The sequence below is a fragment of the Desulforhabdus sp. TSK genome (assembly GCF_022836495.1).
Taxonomy (GTDB): domain Bacteria; phylum Desulfobacterota; class Syntrophobacteria; order Syntrophobacterales; family Syntrophobacteraceae; genus Desulforhabdus.
On the sequence record NZ_BQXM01000026.1, the window covers coordinates 29,639 to 49,499 of the forward strand.

Genomic DNA, 19,861 nt, shown 5'->3' on the forward strand with positions numbered 1-19,861 from the left:
TTCCACAATCCTACGTTATCCATAGAACCGGAAAGAAACTCTTTCCTCCTCCCGTGGGGAGTCGGACGCCTACCCCCCGTCCGGCTCTCCACGTCAACTACGCTCCACAACTATACCAACAAGACGCTCAACGCAGCCTGAATCATTCCACCGAAAAACCGGTATGTTCCCAAGACAGAATAATGATTTCGCCCGTTCGAAAGCGCGGCAAAAATAGTTGATAGGTCGGCGCGTTGCTGTTAAGCTCTTCTACTGCATCGGGGTATGGGAAAAGAATTCCCCGGACGCTTTTGACACCGGCCGTCACGTGGGGACTTGGAGGTTACCAGGGTACCATTTTTCGTAATCCTTCCCCTTCGAACGGAGGTGAAGGCGGACAACGGTATTTCAGCAACGGCGGAGTCCGTTGGATTCCAGGGTCACGCATCATGAAGTGTCTGCTCAGATACAACGTCGCTTGGCCGATCCTGGCGGGTTCTGTCCTCCTGCTCTGCGGCTGCATGAAGGCGGGTCCAGACTACGTTCGACCCGAAATCGCCGTTTCGTCCCAATGGCTGGAGGCAAAGGATGAACGGGTGCAATCCACTCCAGCCCAGTGCCACGCCTGGTGGGAAGCCTTCGGAGACCCTGTTCTCAACCAGATCATACAACAAGCTTACCAGGAAAACCTTACCCTGAAAATAGCCGGCGTTAGGGTGCTCGAAGCCCGCGCTCAACTGGGAATTGCCGTCGGAGAGCTCTATCCTCAAACCCAGCAGGCAGACGGCGCCTTGACCTTCAACCGGACCGGAGACCGATCGTCTCAGGCGGCAAGGGGGCAGACTGGGGGCACGCAGCTCAGTTACTGGCAGGATGCAGTCCATCTCTCTGCAGCCTGGGAAGTTGATTTTTGGGGGAAATTCAGAAGGGCCATTGAATCGGCCGACGCCGGACTCAAAGCCTCCGTGGCGGATTACGACAGCGCGCTGGTGAGTCTCACTGCCGATGCGGCCGCCGCGTATATTCAGCTCAGAACCCTTCAGAGGCGGATCGACATTGCCCGCCAAAACATTGCAACGCAAAGGGAAAGCCTTCAGATCGCCGAAGCCCGGTTCAAGGCTGGAGCCACCTCCGAACGGGATGTCGCCCAGGCACGAACGGTTCTGTTCAATACCCAGGCTACCCTGCCGATCCTGGAAGGCCAATTGCAGCAGGCTAAAAATGTTTTGAGCGTCCTCCTGGGGGCCCCGCCGTCTGAAAACCTGTCCCAGACACTCCAGGGCGCCGGTGAGATCCCTGTCCCTCCCATGCAGGTGGCGGTGGGAATTCCCGCTGATTTGCTCCGTCGACGCCCCGATGTACGGAGTGCCGAGCTGCGCGCCATGGCTCAATCCGCACAGATCGGTGTCGCCAAAGCGGAGCTGTTGCCCGCGTTCACCCTCACTGGCTCGATCGGCTTCGTATCCAACACCCTCGGCTCTTTCGCACTTTCAGATATCGCGAGATCATCGGCCCTGACCGCTGCCACCGGACCGTCATTTCGTTGGGATATCTTGAACTACGGGAGAATCACCAACAACGTTCGCTTGCAGGATGCACGTTTCCAGGATCTTCTCATTTCCTATCAAAACACAGTGCTGCAGGCACAACAGGAGGTTGAGGATTCCCTGGCGGGCTTCCTGCGCGCCCAGGAAAACACCGAGTACCTGGCCCAGAGCGCGGAAGCAGCCAAACGTTCGCTGGATCTGGCTACCATCCAGTATCAGCAGGGAAGCACGGATTTCACGACGGTTCTCACTTCCCAACAGTCCCTGCTGACTGCGCAGGACTCCCTGGCAAGCGCTCTCGGCAGTATTTCCAGCAACCTGGTGGGAGTATACCGCGCCCTGGGAGGGGGATGGGAAATCAGGGAAGGACAGGACCTCGTCTCCCCCGACATCAAGCAGGCCATGGCGAAGCGGACCCACTGGGGGAAACTGCTCTCCCCGGCGGTTTACATGCCGCGAGATGGCAGGTCCGAAAGTCCCATCCCTCCCCCCGACTGGTAGGGAACTGCACGGGGGGAAGGGACGCTGAATCACACGGAGAGGCGCTGATTGACGCTGGCACAGTCTGTTCAGTCATACTCCACCACGTGAGGCCATGAGCCATTTTCCTCGCAGGAGGACAATGCCTTGGCTCAGAGGCTGTCTAAACCCGGAGGAGCTCCATGCCGCTTGGAAAGACCAGACGATACCTCATGATTCCGGGCATGCCGGCCCGCAGGATGCTGCTGGCAGCACACCTGATTTTTCTTTTGCCCCTTCTGGCCTGCCAGGGCAAGCCCGCTCAGGAGCCGCCGCCTCCCCCAAAAGTCACGGTGAGCCAGCCCTTGCGGCGGGATGTGACAGAGTACCTGGAGTTCACGGGCAACACGCAGGCAGTCAATACCGTGCAGTTGCGGGCGCGGGTGGAGGGCACTCTGGAGAAGGTCTTTTTCCAGGACGGGGACAGGGTCAAGAAGGACCAACTCCTGTTCCTCATTCAACAGAACACCTTCATGGCCAAGCTGCAGCAGGCCGAAGGGGACGTCCTGACGCAGAAGGCTCTCCTCGATCATGCCAAAATTGAACTGGCGCGCAACACCACCCTGTTCAACCAGAAGGCGGCCTCTCAGACAGACCTTGAAAACTGGCGTTTTCAAAGCAATTCCGCGCAAGCCGCTTTGCAGACGGCTGAAGCCCAGCGGGACCTGGCCAAACTGGATCTGGGCTACACCCGGGTGACGGCTCCCTTTGACGGGCGCATCGACCGAAGGCTGGTGGACCCCGGCAACCTGGTGGGTTCCGGGACGAGCACCGTTCTGGCCGAGATCTCCCAAACAGACCCCCTCTATATATATTTCACCGTCAGTGAGACGGATCTGGCACCTCTCCTTCGGAAGCTCACCCCCGGCCGGGAAAGGGAAAAGCCCGCCAGGCACCCTGTCTTCATTGGCCTTGCCGGTGATGAGGACTGCCCGCACGAAGGATACCTGGACTTTGCAGCCACCGGCGTCAGTCCCACCACGGGCACGCTTCTCCTCCGGGGAGTGCTCGCCAACGCCGATGGGCAAATGCTTCCAGGGCAGTTTGCACGGGTACGTGTGCCCGTGAGGGAGAGGAAGTCCGCTCTCCTGGTGCCGCAAGTGGCTGTGGGCTTCGATCAACTGGGCTCTTACGTCTTCGTGGTGAATGAAAAGAACATCGTCGAACGGCGCAACGTGAGTACGGCGGTCTCCGAAGACGGTATGTATGCCATTGATGAAGGTCTCACGGGGGATGAACGGGTGATCGTCAACGGACTGGTGCGAAGCGCTCCCGGTCGACCGGTAAACCCGGAGCCCGACAGGCCGACGGAACAGCCCACGGATGCCTCCCCCTCCGGAAAGGCCGAATCATCAAAGGTGGGCAAATGATTTCACAGTTTTTTATCGAACGCCCCATTTTTGCCAATGTCATCGCCTTCGTCACGATCATCATCGGGCTGGTGTGCCTCTACCAGTTGCCCATAGCCCAGTACCCACAGATCGTACCTCCGACGATCCAGGTGAGCACACGTTACCCGGGAGCGAGCGCAGAAGTCGTCGCTGCCACCATCGGGGTGCCCATCGAACAGGCGGTCAATGGTGTCGAAGGCTCCATCTACATGTCTTCCACCAGCGGCAGCGACGGATCGTACTCCCTGACCATCACCTTCGACGTCGGGACCAAGCTCGACACCTCCCTTGCCCTGGTACAGAATCTGGTGAACAGCGCTCTGGCCCAGTTGCCGGGAGGTGTTCAGGAGCAGGGGGTCACGATCCGAAAGGTCTCCCCCAATATTTTGCTGGTGGTCAGCCTCTTTGCTGAAGACGACCGCTTCGACGAGGCTTTCCTCTCCAACTACGGTGTGATCAATCTACAATACCCTCTTGCCCGGATTCCGGGGGTGGGACAGGTGAGGGTCTTTGGGGCCGGTCCCTACAGCATGCGCGTGTGGCTGGATCCACACAAGATCGAGACATTCGGGCTCACCACAACGGATGTCCTCGCCGCCATACAGGAACAGAACATCCAGGTGGTTTCGGGGCAGCTGGGTGCTCCACCGGTGCCCTCGCAACAGTCCTTTCAGTTTACCATCAACGCTCTGGGCCGGCTCTCGAATACAACCCAGTTCGAAGACATCATCGTCAAGACCGCAACGGGAGAAGCACCCCAAATCGTGCGGATGCGAGACATCTCCCGCGTGGAGCTGGGGCAGCAGTTTTTCAGCAATTATGCTCAAGTCACCGGACACAAATCCGCCCAGGTCATTATTTTCGCCCTCCCCGACGCCAATGCCATCACGGTTGCCAACAGTGTTTATGCAGCCATGGAGGATATGAGCAAACAGTTCCCCGAGGGCCTGAAATACGCCATCCGCTTCGACACCACGACCTTTGTCCGGGAGGCCATTGCCGGCGTGTATGAAACCCTCCTCATCGCCGGCATTCTGGTACTGGTCGTCATCCTGCTCTTCCTCCAGAGCCTGCGGGCCATGCTGGTCCCTGCCACCACCGTCCCCGTCACGCTCATCGGCGCATTCATTGCCATGACAGTCCTCGGCTTCACGGTCAACCTCATGACTCTCTTCGCTCTCATTCTCGCCATCGGCATCGTGGTGGACGACGCCATCGTCATCGTGGAAAGCAGCGCTTACCACATCGAGCACGGAATGCACCCCAAAGAAGCCACCATCAAGGCCATGCACGAATTGACCGGCCCGGTGATGGGAATCACTCTGGCCCTGGTGGCCGTCTTTCTGCCGGCAGCCTTTTTTCCCGGGATTACGGGGCAGATTTTCCGCCAATTCGCTCTCGTTATCGCCGCCACCGCCGTCATCAGCGCCATCAACGCCCTCACTCTCAAACCGGTCCAGTGCGCCTTCTGGCTGAAACCCAGGCCAGACACGCCGCCCAACTGGTTCTACCGGGGATTCAACCGGGTGTTTCAAAGACTGACGGACCTCTATGTCGGGCTTGTCGCCTGGATGGTGAAGCGACCTGTGTGGATGTTCCTTCTTTTCGCCCTCATCATCAATGTCTCCCTGTGGGGCTTCCTCAGGCGGCCCACGGGCTTTCTCCCGACTGAGGACCAGGGGTATGCTCTGCTGATGTTCCGACTGCCTGAGGGGGCATCCCAGCCCCGTGCGAGGGAAGTGTCGGATAAAATTGACTCCATCCTCCGCAGGAGCCCCGGCGTGGCCAACTGGGTCACCATCGGCGGCTATTCCATCCTGGACGGCGCCAGTGTTTCCAACATTTCGACAACGTTTCTCATCTACAAGGACTGGAAAGAGCGTGGTGCGGCATTGAACCAGGATGTGATCATAGCGGGCATCAATCGAGAGCTCGCCGGGCTTCAGGAAGCGCAGGCCCTGGTGCTGGTTCCTCCGCCCATCCGCGGACTGGGCCAGACGGGAGGCTTCCAGATGATGGTGGAAGACCGCGGGAGCCTCGGTCTCTCCGCACTCCAGCAGGCCACGGGCGAGCTGGTGCGCGCCGGGAACTCCCAAACGGGCTTGCGTGGCCTCGCCAGCACCTTCGGCATCAGCAGCCCCCAGCTGTACCTGGAAATCAACCGCACCAAGGCGGAATCGCTGCAGGTCCCTCTGCTCAATGTATTCGCCACGCTGCAGGCTTACCTCGGATCTTCCTTTGTCAACCTTTTCAACAAGTTCAACCAGGTCTTCCAGGTATACATCCAGGCGGACAGCCGCTATCGCCTGGAGCCCAGGGACATCAAGAACCTGCACACCCGCAACCAGGCCGGAGAGATGGTCCCCCTCGGCACCCTGCTGGACGTGAAGCGGATCCAGGGGTCGGAGCTGATCACGCGCTACAACCTCTACCCCGCTGCGGCCATTTTCGGCTCCGCTGCATCCGGATTCAGCTCCGGCCAGGCACTGGCCCAAATGGAGCAACTCGCAGCCGGCATCCTTCCTCCCGGGATATCCTTCGACTGGACGTCCACAAGCTACCAGGAAAAAAAGGTCGGCTACCAGGCATACATCATATACGCCCTTTCCATCATCCTGGTGTACCTGGTGCTGGCGGCCTTGTATGAAAGCTGGACATCCCCCGCGGCCGTCATCCTGGTGGTTCCCATCGCTCTGGTAGGAGTCCTCCTGGCCCTCCTGAGCAGGGGATATGACAACAATCTCTACACCCAGGTGGGACTGGTGCTCATGATTGCTCTGGCGAGCAAAAACGCCATTCTCATCGTGGAATTCGCACGCGAGCTGCACGAGGGGGGCATGTCCATCTCCGAAGCGGCCATCGAGGCGACCCGGCGCCGTTTTCGCCCCATCGTGATGACGTCCTTCGCCTTTATTCTGGGGGTCGCGCCACTGCTCATCGCCTTCGGAGCAGGGGCAGCCAGTCAGCGAGCCATAGGAACAGTCGTTTTCGGCGGCATGCTTTCATCGACCCTTCTCGCCATTCCTTTCGTTCCTGTATTTTACGTGCTTCTGGAAGGCCTGGACGAACGACTCAGGAAATCACGCATTGAAAAAAAGCATTCTAATGCTTTACAATGAGCAGCAAGTTGCTATTTTCATTGGATCCATAGAGCCTTTGAAAACGCGTCCGGTCGTTCGATATAGTTGCTAAGTACAACTCCACACATTAGAGTGTCCACCACTCGATTTGTCATTCCGGCAGTCTTTTAGCCGGAATCCACAGAAAAAACTGGATGCCGGCTTAAAAACCGCCGGCATGACGAGCGGAGAAATGGACATCCTATTCTGTGGACGTCTACTAAGGATTGAAACCTCAACGAGCATAGATGCTCTGTCATCGTGAAAGAGGTTAGTGCATGAATCCCAGTGCCGTGACAGCCCCAACGGGATCGGGAGGGGGTGGAAGACTGAGCTTTTCCCGATCCTCCCAGGATACCCTGCAGATCGCCTTCACGGGAGGGTGGAAGATCACCGAATCCCTTCCCTCTCTGAGCGACGTGCAGCGCGAGCTGGAATCCGGCTCTCCCGTCCGTTCCATTTCTTTCGACACGACCGGTCTGACGGCATGGGACAGTGCCTATTTGACTTTTCTGCTGCAAATCATCGAGGAAAGCACCCAAAAACAAATCCAGGTGAGCCAGGACGGTCTGCCGGAAGGGGTCCGCAGGCTGCTCGATCTGGCGACGGCTGTCCCCGAACGGAAAGGGGCCGCCAAACAGGAAAAGCACACTCCCTTCATGGAGCGGCTCGGAACGACTTCGGTGAGGCTCTGGAATTCGAACCTGGAAGTCTTTGAATTTCTCGGTGAAACGACGGTCGCCTTTTTGAAGCTCCTGGTGGGGAGAGCACGCTTCCGGCCGAGAGACCTGTGGGTAACCATCCAGGAATGCGGCCTGGAAGCCCTGCCCATTGTCTCACTCATCAGCGCCTTGGTGGGTCTCATCTTCGCCTTCGTGGGCGCCATTCAGCTGAAGATGTTCGGGGCGCAAATCTACGTGGCGAGCCTGGTGGGCATCGCCATGACCCGCATCATGGGCGCCGTGATGACGGGAATCATCATGGCCGGCCGCACGGGAGCATCCTTCGCGGCGCAGATCGGCACCATGCAGGCCAATGAAGAGATCGACGCCCTCAAGACCCTCGGGATTTCTCCCATGGAATTTCTGGTTCTCCCCAGGATGCTGTCCCTCATGCTCATGATGCCCCTCCTGGGGCTCTATTCGGACTTCATGGGGATCCTGGGGGGAATGCTCATCGGCGTCACGGTGCTGGATCTGAATCCCATGGACTACTACAACAAGACCATCGAGGCAGTCACCTTGACTCACATTTGGGTAGGACTTTTCCACAGTGCGGTCTTCGGGGTGATTGTCTCCCTGGCCGGATGTCTTCGCGGCATGCAGTGCGAACGGAGCGCGGCGGCAGTGGGAAATGCCACGACTTCGGCCGTCGTCACCAGCATCGTGAGTATCGTTGTGGCGACGAGCATCATCACCGTTGTCTGCCAGATTCTCGACATCTAGCAGCAGGAAAGAGGGCCGCCTCCCATGCAGGAAAAGAAACCCCATATCGTGGTGCGAGATCTGACGATGGCCTACGGAGACTTCGTTTTGCAGCGGGACCTCACCTTCACCATAAACCACGGTGACATTTTCATCATCATGGGCGGCAGCGGATGCGGGAAGAGCACGCTGCTGAAGCATCTCATCGGGTTGAAACGACCGGCCAAAGGTGAGGTTCTCTACGGGGACGTGAATTTCTGGACGGCCCCCCCCGAACAGCAGGAAGCCATCATCAAAGGGATCGGCGTGCTCTACCAGAGCGGCGCGCTCTGGAGCTCCATGACCCTTGCGGAGAACATCGCCCTGCCCCTGGAGCAGTACACGGAGCTCTCCAGCATGCAAATCCGCGAGCTGGTTTCCCTCAAGCTTGCCCTGGTGGGCCTCAAAGGCTTTGAAGAATACTACCCTTCCGAGATCAGCGGGGGGATGAAAAAGCGCGCCGGCCTCGCGCGGGCCATGGCCCTGGATCCGGAAATCCTTTTTTTCGATGAGCCCTCAGCGGGGTTGGATCCCATCAGTGCCCGGCTCCTGGATGACCTCATCCTGCAGCTGCGGGACAGTCTCGGAGCGACCATCGTTATCGTCACCCACGAATTGCCAAGCATTTTCGCCATCGGCAACAATTCGGTGTTCATCGATGCAGACAGAAAGACGATGATCGCCTCGGGAGACCCCAAGGTGCTTCTGAAGGAATCTCAAGATCCGACGGTGGTCAATTTTCTCACAAGAATGGAGGCGGGGCGTCGTGGACATGTTGATGCCGACAAAGACAATCGCAGGGGGACTCCATGAGCAAGAAAGCTAATATGACACTCATCGGCTTCTTCGTTTTTGGAGCCATGGCCTTGCTCGCTATCGTACTGGTGGTTTTTGGATCGGGAAAGTTTTTCAAAGATAAAATCAATGTCCAAATGTATTTCGACGGCTCCGTCAAAGGCCTCAGTGAGGGGGCGACCATCATGTTCAGAGGCGTGAAAGTCGGCTCCGTTACCCGGATCCAGATCCTGACCCTCGATGAAAGCCAGACCATGACCATCTCCGTGCTGGGCGAGATCGACCCCGAGAACATTGTGAGGCCGGCAAGGAAGAAATACAGTGATCCTCGCCAGGGGCTCCAGCACCTCCTGGACATGGGCTTGAAAGCCCAGCTCGAAATGCAGAGCTTTGTCACGGGACAGCTGATGATCGGCCTGGATTTTCACCCGGAGAGATCAGCCAACCTCATGGGGGCTTATCCCGACTACACTGAAATCCCCACGATACCGACTCCTCTCGAACAGATTCAGAAGACCCTGGCAGACATCCCCATCAAAGAGATGGTCCAGAAGCTGGACCAGATCATCGATGGCATGCAGAAAATTGTGAATTCCCCGGAAACCCAAAAACTGCAGGTGGAGCTGAATACCACGCTCGCCAGCTTCCGAGCCGTTCTGAAGAATGTGAACGACGAGATCAAGCCCATGGCCACCGAAGTGAAGAAAACCACGGAATCCGTCAGGAACACCTTCAAGAGCATGGATGCCGGGATTCAATCCGCGCGTCCAGCCCTCCTGCAGGCGGAAAAAACCCTGAAGCTGCAAGACGGTGTACCGGGCGAGATCGCCAGGGAAATGAAGGAAACCCTTGCAAAAACGCAAGCCGTCCTCTCCGAGCTCCAGCAGACGGCTTCAAAGGATTCGGTCTTTGGAATTACCCTGCAGGAAACACTGAGGGAAATTGCATCCACGTCCCGTTCTCTGCGCGAACTGGTCAGTTATCTCGAGCGTCACCCGGAAGCCCTTTTGAGAGGGAAAAGACAGCCTGAAGGAGTTGAGGAATGATGAGACGCCCCTGGACAACGGATTGCTGCAGGACATTGCTGCTGGGAGCCCTGCTGTGGGGAATTCTGGCGGGCTGTTCAACCAGTCCCCCCCCGCGATTGTACACCCTGTCCCCCATGGAAAGCATGACGTCAGGGCAGGAAGGCGCGAGCCCTTCCATTTTTCCCAGCGGGGAAATCACCCTGGGCATTGGTCCGGTGCGCATTCCGGAATATCTGGACCGGAAACAGGTTGTCTCACGTTCGACAGAGAACCGGATCGACATCTCGGAATTCGACCTCTGGGGGGGAACCCTGCGGGATGAGATCACCCGCGTCCTGACGGAAAACATCGGAAGCATGCTCCCGTCCGCAAAGGTGTACGGCTTCCCCTGGCTCACGGGGGGACGCATGGACTATCGGATTCCCGTCAATGTTCTGCAATTTGACGGCAGCTTCGCAGGCCAGGTGATCCTCCGGGCGCAGTGGACCCTGCAAAGCGGCGACGGCAAACGACTGTTCCTGGCCGGAAACTCTCATATCGTCGAACCGCTGCACGGAGCGGGGTATAGTGCCCTTGTAGCCGCTCACAACAGGGCTCTGGCCTGTTTGAGTCAGGAGATCGTCTCGGGCGTTGCGTCTCTGCCCCCTGCCACGGACCCTTGAACGGAAAGAGCCCCGGATTTCGGCTTAAAGACTGCCGGAATGACGGGCAAACGAATTTTCAGACAGCTTTTCAGCATATGCATCACAAAAGGCACCGAAACAGACCTTGAAAATTATAAATCGTCAGACAGCAATCTTCATCGGTATCCTGATGCTCTGCAATACTCCTCACGCACACGCGGCAGTTTTGAAGGGTGTCGTCCTGGCCGATGAGCTTGGCGGCCCCAGGATAGCAGGCGTCGAAATCACGACAGCCGGGGGAGAGGCTCATACCGTCACCAATGCCAAGGGATTATTTACACTTCAGCTTGGAGACCGGCCCGCGGGGGAAACGGTGAAGTTGAATGCCCGCCTGGAAGGCCGGCAGGTTGTCAATGACTTCCAGCTGGAGCACTCGGCCGGCGAAAAACCTGAAGGCGGACAGCTGACGCTTCTCCTGTGCAGAGATGGCAACCGCGAGGAAATGCTTCGCCGGATGATCCTGGCCATGGCCGTGAAAGCGGTGGAGGACCATTACCAGCAGCGTCTGAAGGAAATAGAGAAGCAGAAGGGAAAGGCTTCTGACGAGACATCCCAGCTCAGCAAAAGCCTCGAACATGCCGAGGCTTCCCTGGAAAATATTCCGCCGGCATTGGCCCGGATAAGTCCCGAGCGCACCTCGGACACGTATCGGCAGGCCATGCGCCTCTTCCTGGAGGGAAAGCTCGAAAAGGCGCTGGGAAGCTTCGAAAAGCAAGTGGCCGTCTCTCCACAGGAAGGAGCGGCAGGCCTCATCCCCCCCACGAGGGAAATGCCCGGAAAGGCAAGCGCCGAACATCAATTGAAGGCACACCTGCTGACCCTGGCATTGCGATTGGACGACGCCGAAGCGGCCCACAAGTCGGCCCTTGCGGTTGCACCCGGCGACTTTGACGCCAACATCGCCTATGCGCACTTTCTGAGGAGTGGGAAACGGGGCGAGGAAGCAAAGGTCCAGGCCCTGCGCTGCCTGGAGCTGGCGAAAACTTCCGGAAGCAGCGCGCGAGCCGCTGAATCCTGGCTCCTCCTGGCCATGGTGCACAGGGATCAGAAGCAAACGAAGGAAGCGGAAGCCGCATATGAGGAGGCCCTGAAAATTTATCGAAGCCTGGCGGCGGAAGCTCCGGCCGCTTACCTCCCTCAACTGGCGGCGGCATTGAACCATCAGGCGGCGTTTCACCAGGAGCAAAAAAAGCTTACCGAGGCAGCCAATGCGCATGCAGAGGCACTGAAAATCTACCGCACCCTGATGGGCCAGAATCCCGACGCCCACCAACCCTCCGTCGCCATGACGCTGCACAGCCTCGCCAATGTTCAGCGCGCACAGGGGCAGGAAGCTGAGTCGCGCAAGTCCCTGGAGGAGGCACTGAAAATGTACCGGGCCCTGGCCTCCAGGAATCCCGAAAGATATCAACCCTACGTAGCCTTATCCCTTGAGGATTCGATCTCGTCCTTTGGGGGGAAGAATCGTCCCAAAGATGCCCACAAAACCTACGAGGAACTGGTGAAGACCTACCGCAGCCTGGCCGGCCGCGATCCGGAAACCTATCTTCCTGAAGTGGCTTTTTCCTTGAATCGGCTGGGCACATTGCATCGGGAGAACCGCCGCACGAATGATGCCGTAAAAACCTTTGCAGAAGAGGTGAAGACTTACCAAAACCTGGCAAAGCGAGATCGCGAAGCCTATCTCCCTTACGTCGCTCATTCTCAGACATACCTGGCGGCCTTTTACCTGGAGGAAAAACGGTTGAAGGACGCCGCAAAGTTTTACCAGGATGCCCTCAAAACCTATCGCTCCCTGGCCGTATCCAAAACCGGAATGTATTATCCCGAGATAGCCAGGACGTTGACCGCCCAGGGGGACATTTACCTGGAACAGAGCCAGGCGACCAACGCCAGGAAGGCCTACGAAGAGGCTGTCAAGTCCTGGCGCGTCGTGCTCTCACGTCATCAACAGGCCCAGGTCAAGGTATACCTGGCTGAAACCCTCAATAAGGTCGGGAGTATTTCCAGGGAAGCGGAACGCATGGAGGAGGCAAAGAAGGTCTTCGAAGAGGCATTGGGCCTCTACCGTGAACTGCCTCCCACCCTGCAGGAGTCCCAGCTCCCCAATATGATGATGACTCTCAACAACCTGGGGATTGTCTACCACGCTCTTGGCCGCAACGAAAACGCCGCACAGGTCTATGACGAAGCCTTGACACTCCACCGCAATGCGGCTTCTCAGAGCCAGGCATTCCAATCAGCCTATGCCGTCATGACGCTGAACAACCTGGGAGCGCTTTACCAGGATCAGAATCGAGGGGAGGAAGCCGGCAAAGCCTATGAGGAAGCCCTCAAGATCGCCCGCAGCCTTGCTGCACAGGACCCGGCCTCCTACCGCCCGTATGTAGCCGGGACCCTCAACAACCTCGGGATCCTCTATCGCGATCAAAAGCGCACGGAGGATTCATCCAGAGCGTTCCAGGAAGCCCTCGACATCTACCGGGACCTGGCGAAGCAAGAGCCCGGGCGCTTCGGAGCGGATGTGGAGCGCATCCAAACGTTCCTCTTGAATGCTGCGGCGGATCACCCGGCAGCAACAGCAGCGGAAGCAGAAAACCGGTGAAGCTGCTTGAGCAAAGAAGGAAAAAGAAATCATGGACGCCGGGGCGGGTATGTGAGGCTGTCGTGAATGTAGGAGGACCCTTCTCCCGATTCTTCCAGGTCCGTGTAAAAGATCGCCGTTGAGCGGAGATGACGCTCATCGATGCGCTCCCCCAGGGTCTTCACGCCGGGGATGTGCTCTGCCAGGGGAGCAATCACGAACATGAAAAGCAGAACGAGGGCAAAGCCGACAGCCAGCTTCACCCAGGGAGCGAGCTTTTGCAGGATGGAGCATGAGCTGCAAGAAGGGTCGGACAAATTGGCTGCGTCGTCCGTCATATGCTTCGATCCTCATGAGGCTCCCCCATCGAAGGAGCCGGGGGAGGCCCACCATGCAGGCCCCCCGCCCCCCGTCAGATGGGAGAGTGTATCCTTCCATCAGTGAAAACTTCCGCCTCAAGGTCTACAGGTTCTTCGTGACCTCGATGAACACCTTGTAAAACATGATATAGCCCACAAAAAGCGTCATGCAAAGCTGCAAGGTCTGGCCAAATATATAAAGCGTGAAGGGCTTGCCCCCTTTCAAATAGGGCTTGAATTCCCTGAAGTTGGTCTCCAGACCGATGGAGGTGAAGGCGAGAGCGAAAAACCATTCGCGCGCCAGGCGGGTAAATCCTCTCAGGACCCCCTGATCGACCATGATGGTGCTGAGGTCTTTCCCCAAGCTCTGATCCAGGAGCGAAAAGACGATGGAAGCGATCATAAAACCGATGACGAACTTGGGAAAACGGTACCAAACCTCCCACCAGCTCACCTTTTGTCCCGGAGCGCATTCAACCTTGGCGCACCAGTAGACAGCTACGCAGAAAGCCGTCACTCCAATGAGGACATTCTGGATCATTTTGATGGTCGCTGCAACGTAAAGGGCCTTTTCGCCATAGAACGCACCGGCTGCAGCCACGGCGCCCGTGGAGTCGATGGTGCTGCCCATCCAGGCTCCCGCCAGGATATCCGGCATGCCCACCAGCTTGGCAAAGGCCGGCTGCGCTACCATGCAGATAGCCGTGAACACCATGGACAGCCCGATGGCCAGCGTGAGCTCCTCTTTTTTCGCCCGGCAGGCCGCAGCGGTGGCGATAGCGGCCGACACGCCGCAAACGGACATGTCCGCGGAGATCGTAATGTTCAGAGTCTTGGAAGCCATCTTCAGGATGCGCTGACCGAACCAGAAGGTGACCACCAGCGTAATGGGGGTGCAGATCCAGGCTACAAATATGCCCGGTTTGCCGATGGCCAGGATCTTGTTGAAGAGGATCTCGGCCCCCAGGAGGACCAGACCGATCTTGATGTAGAACTCCGTCTGAACGGCCGGCTCCACCCATTTAGGCGTCCCCACCGTGTTGCTGATGAGCATGCCGAAGATGATGGCCCAAAGGGGAAATCCAAAACCCCAATGCTTCATGGTGGCCTGAACCTCGCCCATGTAAGCCAGGACCGCAAGAATAAAGACAAAGAAAAAGCCGATGAAAAACCGCAAAAAGGAATGCCCCATGATGGTCCGCCCGATGCCCAGGAAGAGGGCCATGGCGGCAGCCAGTCCAAAAAGATAGGGAAATTTGTTGAATGGCTTGTTGGAAACCTTGCTTTTGGCCTTGGAAACCTTCCCGCTGGCAGCCACCCAGGCTGCGATGTCGGCCTCGGCCTTCGCGTTGAGGGTTGTGTCCTTGAATTCCGCCAATGCAGCAGCCTCTTCAGAGGCTTTGGCCGCGGCAAGAGCAGCTTCCTCGGCCTCCTTGGCCTTTTTGAAGTCCGCCTCGCCCTTGGCGTTCAGGGCATCGGCCGCCGCTTTGCTCCGATAGAGAGAATCCAGAGGATTGGCGCTCCAATCGGTGGGAGCATCGAGATATTCTTTCAGCGACTTGCCAAGAGCCGAATCCCTGGCACGGAGTCCCTTTTTGGCCGTGGAGGCTTCATGCCATGCAATGGTTTTGAAGGGCGCCCGCGCCGCCTCCTCTTTCATGGTTGCATTGTACTTGGCCAGGTTTTCATGCATCTTGGCAGGGGCATTCACCAGAAACATGACGCACCCTGCGATGAGGAGGACGAACCCCATCCAGATGGCCATCCAGTCTTCTTTGGTGTAGAGGTCCTTGAGAGAGGTCTTGCCGCTCTCTATGACCACATAGTCTTGACTATCCGACGGTTTGACATCATTTTCAGCCATGATTTCCCCTCTCCCTTGAGCTCATTTACGGCAAAAACAATGCTCTTGACTCTCCATAGATGATCCATGACAAATCCGTCTTGCTTCAAAGCGGGAAAGGACATTCCTGCAGCCCCTGCGGTCGATAGAGTCACGCTGCCCTTCTCGACGGCCTGCCCCTTCCTGCAAACCATTCTCCGGCGGTCTCACCTCCCTTCCACCATTTAGAAAGCAGAAAACGGAAGAAATCTCCCCTACCCCCTCAAACAGAGCGGACTCATGGGACGTTCTCCTTCGCTGGAGGGGTCTACAGGGGGTTCCAGGTTCCAAGATGATGGGACGCTTTGAGCTTCTAAACTTCAGTGACAAAATTTCTTCTTTGTGATTCTTTTCGCGTAGCACCGATCGTCCATTCTGTCAAGGGCATTGAAGGCCTGATTCCTGGCCATCACATGAAATTTTCTCATGAATTCAATGAAGCACCCATTGGGAAAGTCATCTGGTGCGGTGTAACAGGCGGCACGGAAGCCCATCCCATAGCGTGCCCCTTGCATCCGCACTCTTGGGGCGTTATTCTTCATTCCCACGAGATGTGTATTGAGGAACCTGGTGGATCTATCGTCAGATTTTATTCAAAAACCTTCACACAGGGCGTTTCAGGAGAAAGAGAGGGTATCGGGTATGAAAAGCTTTCTGATGATGGTTGCAGTGGTACTGATGGGCGCATCACTGGTTTTTGCCGCAGGCCCCAAAACATACCAGGTGACGGGGCCGGTACTCGAGATCAAGGATGACGTCATCACGGTGCAGAAGGGGAAGGAAAAATGGGAAATCGCCAAGGATGCCGCCACGAAGGTGACGGGCGACATCAAAGTCGGCTCCAAGGTGACCATTGAGTACACCATGAAGGCGACAGCCGTGGAGGTCAAGGATACAGGGAAAAAGGCAGAGCCTGCCAAGTCGGAGCCCGCAGCCACCCAGGCACAGCCCAAGAATTAAGGTGTTGACTGAACGTCACCCCGGTGAAAACCAGGGTCCAGAAAGTCTTTATTTTCCTGGATTCCGGCTTTCGCCGGAATGACGAATATTGGTTAAGCCAACAGCAGTGCCCCCCTGCCTCCCAAAGGGGGAATCGAAGCAGGTTTGACTCCCGATCAGATGATTTTTTTAGAAAGCCTCTAAAGAGCTTTTCATCGGAGTATCAATGAGTTTCATCACTGTCCAGGGACACCGTATCGAATACGTGCGGTTGCCTTCCGCTCATCCCAGGCAGGGTTATCCCAGCATTGTTTTTCTCCACGAGGGCTTGGGCTCCGTCGCCATGTGGCGGGATTTTCCTCAAGTCGTGGCCGATGCCACCGGCTGCGAGGCTGTGGTCTATTCCCGCTATGGCTACGGAAAGTCCGACCCCATCACCCGGCCCCACGACGTGGACTTCATGCACAACGAAGGCTTGAATGCTCTACCCGAGCTCCTCCACAAGCTTTCCCTCCAGAAGCCCATCCTCCTGGGCCACAGCGACGGCGCCTCCATTGCCCTGATTTGTGCCGGCGGTACGAAAGTGCCCCTCACGGGTGTCATCGTCATGGCGCCCCACGTGCTCGTGGAGGATGTCTGCATCCGCAGCATCTTAGCAGCCAAAGCGATTTACGATGATCCTGAAACCCATCTCAGAGAACGCCTCGCAAAATTTCATGCCCATGTCGACTCCGCTTTTCGGGGCTGGAACGATGTCTGGCTCCATCCACAATTCCCGCTTTGGAACATCGAGGAATACCTGCCGACCATCTCCTGTCCCATCCTGGCCATTCAGGGGGAGGACGACGAATACGGCACCATGGACCAGCTGGACCGCATCGCCCGCCAGGCGAAAGATGTGCAACTGCTGAAGCTGGCCGACTGCCGCCATTCCCCCCACAAGGACCAGCCCGAGGCCGTGATCGAAGAGGTGGGGGCGTTTGTGCAACGACTGATGGCAACCTGAGAGGATAGCGCCTCATGGCTCAGCGGGCTACCTAAAAAGCTTGCGTGATGAGGAGCGCAGGGGTGTCTTTTTGCACACAGGCTCAGGCATTCGGGCGAAGGCCGGATATAAAGTCTTATCTCAACGGCTGGACAGCTGGGAGGGTGTGGACCCGCCATTCGCCTTTACGGTAAAGCCTGCAATCAACACCGCAAGAATCCCCGTCAGAAAGATTCCATCAAACGTCCCCGCACCACCTATGGAGGCAACGGGCGCCCCCAATCCCTGGATTTTGCCGAGGTTCAGGATGTCCGCCCCTATGAGCGTTCCCATGCTCCCTGAAATATAGGCCAGCGATGGAGCATACTTTCGTGAAAGGGTGATGGCCACCGCTGTTGCAGCAAGGGGCGGGAGAAAGACGGGCACGGCAATTCCCACTCCCCTGACCGGATAGGCCAGGAGGTGTACGATGAAAACCAGCAGGGCGATTCCCACCACAGCCGGCCCATAGAGCCGGTTCTTCACGATGAGATATATGGAAAGCACCACGGGAATGACAGCCCCGCCAAGGTTCACGGCGATTACCGTTCCCGGCCATTGATTGACCAGTGGGATCATGTGTCGCACGCCAAAAAAATCCACATAAGAATTGGACATGACCTGCTCAGGAGGAAGTTGAAAGACAGGGATGTTTATGTAGCTTCCGAAAAGTGAGAGAAGCAGAAGGGAAAATAGATGGCGCCTGCCGATTCCCATCCGCTGATATGCATAGCTCAGGATCCCGACTTCGATGAAAGTGACAAGAAAGATGCAGAGAAAAACAAAGAACAGTACGAAGGGCAAGGATATCGGAAAGTAATGCATCCTGATGTTCTCCTCTTATGCCTGTTTGGAGGGAAATCGTTCACTTCGCTTCTCACCCCAAAGCCCATGGGCTACCGGGGCCTTGAACTCCTGAAGCCCGAGCGGCACGGGTGCCGTCGCTTCTTATTCTGCATCGGATGTGCTTTCCAGTGCTCTGATGGAACGGATTGTCTTCCAATAGCCGGAAAGTCCGACGGACATCACCATCAGGCTGCCCACCGCCAGGAGCCCGTCAAAGAGAGACCACCAGGAAAGGCCGAAAAACCGAAAAAACGCTACCGCCAATGACAGAAAGGCCAGCGCAGTTCGTATCAGAGCAAGATGGGTTCGCCCGCGAGCCAGCTCTGTGCGCATATTGGAGAAGACGGTGCGCTTGCCGGCCAGCCCGGTGCGCTTTTCGGAGAGCAGCGTGCGAGAGCTGGCCATGTGCGTTCGCTGGCCGGCAAGGTTGGTCCTGTTGCGGGAAAAATCAGTACGCAGGGCCGCAAGGTCTGTGCGCTGAACCGCCAGGCCGGTTCTCTCTTTGGCAAAATCCGTGCGAATGGTTGCGAGCTCGGTGGACCGTGTGGAAAGGCGCGTTTGCTCCCGCACAAGAGCTGTCCGCTCCTGGGCCATGCCGGTTCGCTGCTGCGCCAGAGCATTTTCAGCGTTCGCCGATGCGAGCAGTCCCGATGTCTGTTCCGTTCTTTGTTTTCCGAGTTGATGAATTTCCTTCTCGATCTCGTTGCTTTGCTCCTGGATGGTCACAGAGCGTTGCAGTAAAGATTGGATAACAGCTACCGCGGAGGCCAACTCGTCGCGAAATCTGCGCTCATCCTCACCCATTTGTGAGCTCCTTCAGGCTGCAAAAAATGTAGATCGAGATATGGCGAAGTATCAAAGCTCAACACTTTCTCAAGGTTTCCCCTGCAAAAAGTCGAATGGAGCCGCATAGCCGGGAGTGTAGGTTATTTTTTCCGTACCGGCTATTCCTGAAGCTATTTCTGTCACCGTCTTGAGCTGTTCCTCCTCGAGGTAAGGTCCGCACAGTCGGACATCAGCTCCTTCAATTCTTGCGCCGATCTCGAAACCGTAAGTCCTGGGATCCGTCACCAATGCAGCCTCAATGGAAGCCGCACGGAGCAGTCGCTCCACTTCAGCCATCGTTTCAGGAAGAGTCTGGAATTCTTCTTCCGACATCACCCCGCTCAGAATGCCACACATCGCATGGAGGCTCATGTGTCCCAAATTGAGGTGCAGATCATAATACTTGGGATCACGAACGTCCCGGTAGTACATGAACCGGGCCCAGCGCACACGCTCGTCGTCAACCTTGGAGATATAGTCTCGAGCCGCTTCTTCGTCTCCCTTGAAACGTTCGACGGTCATCTTGACTCTAAGCTCGAGAGGAGCGTCAATACGGACCCGGATGAAGTGCTGCAGCATCGGCAGCAGAAAATGTGCCGAATAGCCATGGTACACCATATTGTCGGGAAGAATTTCCTCCAGTAAAGCCTGCCGCATGAGTACCCAATAGGGCCACCGCAATCGGCTGAACTGATCGTAAGCGGAGATGGCTGCATCGATCTGCTGTGTCACCCGGGTGGCTATATCACCGTGCTGATTTACTATTTTTGTCAGATCTTCATGGGAAACCTCGCGAATTCCTGTACGTGCGACCAGGCATTTTACCAGTTGCCGAACTCCGGCCATCGTGCCGCGCGAAATGAATAGAACCGGCATAA

At 57.1% G+C, this 19,861-nt stretch carries 15 protein-coding genes; 10 read left to right on the forward strand and 5 right to left on the reverse strand.

Annotated features, from left to right (window positions below; all coding sequences use genetic code 11):
• Window positions 1-428 precede the first annotated feature (428 nt).
• The 8 genes from MWC30_RS14955 to MWC30_RS14990 all read left to right on the forward strand — a co-directional run bounded on the left by MWC30_RS14955 (window position 429) and on the right by MWC30_RS14990 (window position 13,129).
• The gene (locus MWC30_RS14955) at window positions 429-2,027 is read left to right on the forward strand and encodes an efflux transporter outer membrane subunit (protein ID WP_244084997.1); all 1,599 of its coding nucleotides are present in this window, start codon (window positions 429-431) and stop codon (window positions 2,025-2,027) included.
• 161 nt (window positions 2,028-2,188) lie between these two features.
• Complete coding sequence (locus tag MWC30_RS14960; RefSeq protein ID WP_244084998.1) at window positions 2,189-3,415, forward strand: efflux RND transporter periplasmic adaptor subunit; 1,227 nt, start codon at window positions 2,189-2,191, stop codon at window positions 3,413-3,415.
• Window positions 3,412-6,555, forward strand: a complete 3,144-nt coding sequence (locus tag MWC30_RS14965) for an efflux RND transporter permease subunit (protein WP_244084999.1) — start codon at window positions 3,412-3,414, stop codon at window positions 6,553-6,555. Before MWC30_RS14960 ends, MWC30_RS14965 begins: the two co-directional genes overlap by 4 nt.
• Before the next feature lie 278 nt (window positions 6,556-6,833).
• Window positions 6,834-8,000 carry an ABC transporter permease gene (locus MWC30_RS14970; protein WP_244085000.1) on the forward strand — a complete coding sequence of 389 codons (1,167 nt, stop codon included), beginning with the start codon at window positions 6,834-6,836 and terminating at the stop codon, window positions 7,998-8,000.
• Between the two features lie 24 nt (window positions 8,001-8,024).
• Entirely contained in the window at window positions 8,025-8,831 is an 807-nt protein-coding gene (locus MWC30_RS14975; RefSeq protein WP_244085001.1) for an ABC transporter ATP-binding protein, read from the forward strand.
• A complete protein-coding gene (locus MWC30_RS14980) occupies window positions 8,828-9,859 on the forward strand; it encodes an MlaD family protein (protein WP_244085002.1) in 1,032 nt (343 codons plus the stop codon). The genes MWC30_RS14975 and MWC30_RS14980 overlap by 4 nt, the downstream gene beginning before the upstream one ends.
• Window positions 9,856-10,503, forward strand: coding sequence for a membrane integrity-associated transporter subunit PqiC (locus MWC30_RS14985; RefSeq protein ID WP_244085003.1), 648 nt, complete (start codon window positions 9,856-9,858; stop codon window positions 10,501-10,503). The genes MWC30_RS14980 and MWC30_RS14985 overlap by 4 nt, the downstream gene beginning before the upstream one ends.
• Window positions 10,504-10,609: 106 nt before the next feature.
• Entirely contained in the window at window positions 10,610-13,129 is a 2,520-nt protein-coding gene (locus MWC30_RS14990; RefSeq protein ID WP_244085004.1) for a tetratricopeptide repeat protein, read from the forward strand.
• A 29-nt stretch (window positions 13,130-13,158) separates the two neighbouring features.
• On the opposite strand, the gene MWC30_RS14995 is transcribed toward MWC30_RS14990, so the two are convergent.
• Window positions 13,159-13,446, reverse strand: a complete 288-nt coding sequence (locus tag MWC30_RS14995; protein ID WP_244085005.1) for a hypothetical protein — start codon at window positions 13,444-13,446, stop codon at window positions 13,159-13,161.
• A gap of 124 nt (window positions 13,447-13,570) precedes the next feature.
• Window positions 13,571-15,331 carry a YeiH family protein gene (locus tag MWC30_RS15000; RefSeq protein WP_244085006.1) on the reverse strand — a complete coding sequence of 587 codons (1,761 nt, stop codon included), beginning with the start codon at window positions 15,329-15,331 and terminating at the stop codon, window positions 13,571-13,573.
• A gap of 660 nt (window positions 15,332-15,991) precedes the next feature.
• Here MWC30_RS15000 and MWC30_RS15005 point away from each other — a divergent pair.
• The gene (locus MWC30_RS15005; RefSeq protein ID WP_244085007.1) at window positions 15,992-16,309 is read left to right on the forward strand and encodes a hypothetical protein; all 318 of its coding nucleotides are present in this window, start codon (window positions 15,992-15,994) and stop codon (window positions 16,307-16,309) included.
• A 205-nt stretch (window positions 16,310-16,514) separates the two neighbouring features.
• Entirely contained in the window at window positions 16,515-17,294 is a 780-nt protein-coding gene (locus tag MWC30_RS15010) for an alpha/beta fold hydrolase (RefSeq protein WP_244085008.1), read from the forward strand.
• 120 nt (window positions 17,295-17,414) lie between these two features.
• Here MWC30_RS15010 and MWC30_RS15015 read toward each other — a convergent pair whose 3' ends face one another.
• From MWC30_RS15015 to MWC30_RS15025, 3 genes are all read right to left on the reverse strand, one after another.
• Complete coding sequence (locus MWC30_RS15015) at window positions 17,415-18,137, reverse strand: DUF1614 domain-containing protein (RefSeq protein ID WP_244085009.1); 723 nt, start codon at window positions 18,135-18,137, stop codon at window positions 17,415-17,417.
• Between the two features lie 123 nt (window positions 18,138-18,260).
• A complete protein-coding gene (locus MWC30_RS15020; RefSeq protein WP_244085010.1) occupies window positions 18,261-18,962 on the reverse strand; it encodes a hypothetical protein in 702 nt (233 codons plus the stop codon).
• Between the two features lie 69 nt (window positions 18,963-19,031).
• Window positions 19,032-19,859, reverse strand: a complete 828-nt coding sequence (locus MWC30_RS15025; RefSeq protein ID WP_244085011.1) for an AAA family ATPase — start codon at window positions 19,857-19,859, stop codon at window positions 19,032-19,034.
• Window positions 19,860-19,861: the final 2 nt, after the last annotated feature.

Excerpts from the sequence above, each read along its gene's own strand:
- MWC30_RS14965 (WP_244084999.1), top strand. The coding sequence starts at position 3,412 with ATGATTTCACAGTTTTTTATCGAACGCCCCATTTTTGCCAATGTCATC.
- MWC30_RS15005 (WP_244085007.1), top strand. The coding sequence starts at position 15,992 with ATGAAAAGCTTTCTGATGATGGTTGCAGTGGTACTGATGGGCGCATCA.
- MWC30_RS15025 (WP_244085011.1), bottom strand. The coding sequence starts at position 19,859 with ATGCCGGTTCTATTCATTTCGCGCGGCACGATGGCCGGAGTTCGGCAA.
- MWC30_RS15015 (WP_244085009.1), bottom strand. The coding sequence starts at position 18,137 with ATGCATTACTTTCCGATATCCTTGCCCTTCGTACTGTTCTTTGTTTTT.
- MWC30_RS14955 (WP_244084997.1), top strand. The coding sequence starts at position 429 with ATGAAGTGTCTGCTCAGATACAACGTCGCTTGGCCGATCCTGGCGGGT.
- MWC30_RS14975 (WP_244085001.1), top strand. The coding sequence starts at position 8,025 with ATGCAGGAAAAGAAACCCCATATCGTGGTGCGAGATCTGACGATGGCC.
- MWC30_RS14980 (WP_244085002.1), top strand. The coding sequence starts at position 8,828 with ATGAGCAAGAAAGCTAATATGACACTCATCGGCTTCTTCGTTTTTGGA.
- MWC30_RS14985 (WP_244085003.1), top strand. The coding sequence starts at position 9,856 with ATGATGAGACGCCCCTGGACAACGGATTGCTGCAGGACATTGCTGCTG.
- MWC30_RS15010 (WP_244085008.1), top strand. The coding sequence starts at position 16,515 with ATGAGTTTCATCACTGTCCAGGGACACCGTATCGAATACGTGCGGTTG.
- MWC30_RS14995 (WP_244085005.1), bottom strand. The coding sequence starts at position 13,446 with ATGACGGACGACGCAGCCAATTTGTCCGACCCTTCTTGCAGCTCATGC.
- MWC30_RS15000 (WP_244085006.1), bottom strand. The coding sequence starts at position 15,331 with ATGGCTGAAAATGATGTCAAACCGTCGGATAGTCAAGACTATGTGGTC.
- MWC30_RS14960 (WP_244084998.1), top strand. The coding sequence starts at position 2,189 with ATGCCGCTTGGAAAGACCAGACGATACCTCATGATTCCGGGCATGCCG.
- MWC30_RS14970 (WP_244085000.1), top strand. The coding sequence starts at position 6,834 with ATGAATCCCAGTGCCGTGACAGCCCCAACGGGATCGGGAGGGGGTGGA.
- MWC30_RS15020 (WP_244085010.1), bottom strand. The coding sequence starts at position 18,962 with ATGGGTGAGGATGAGCGCAGATTTCGCGACGAGTTGGCCTCCGCGGTA.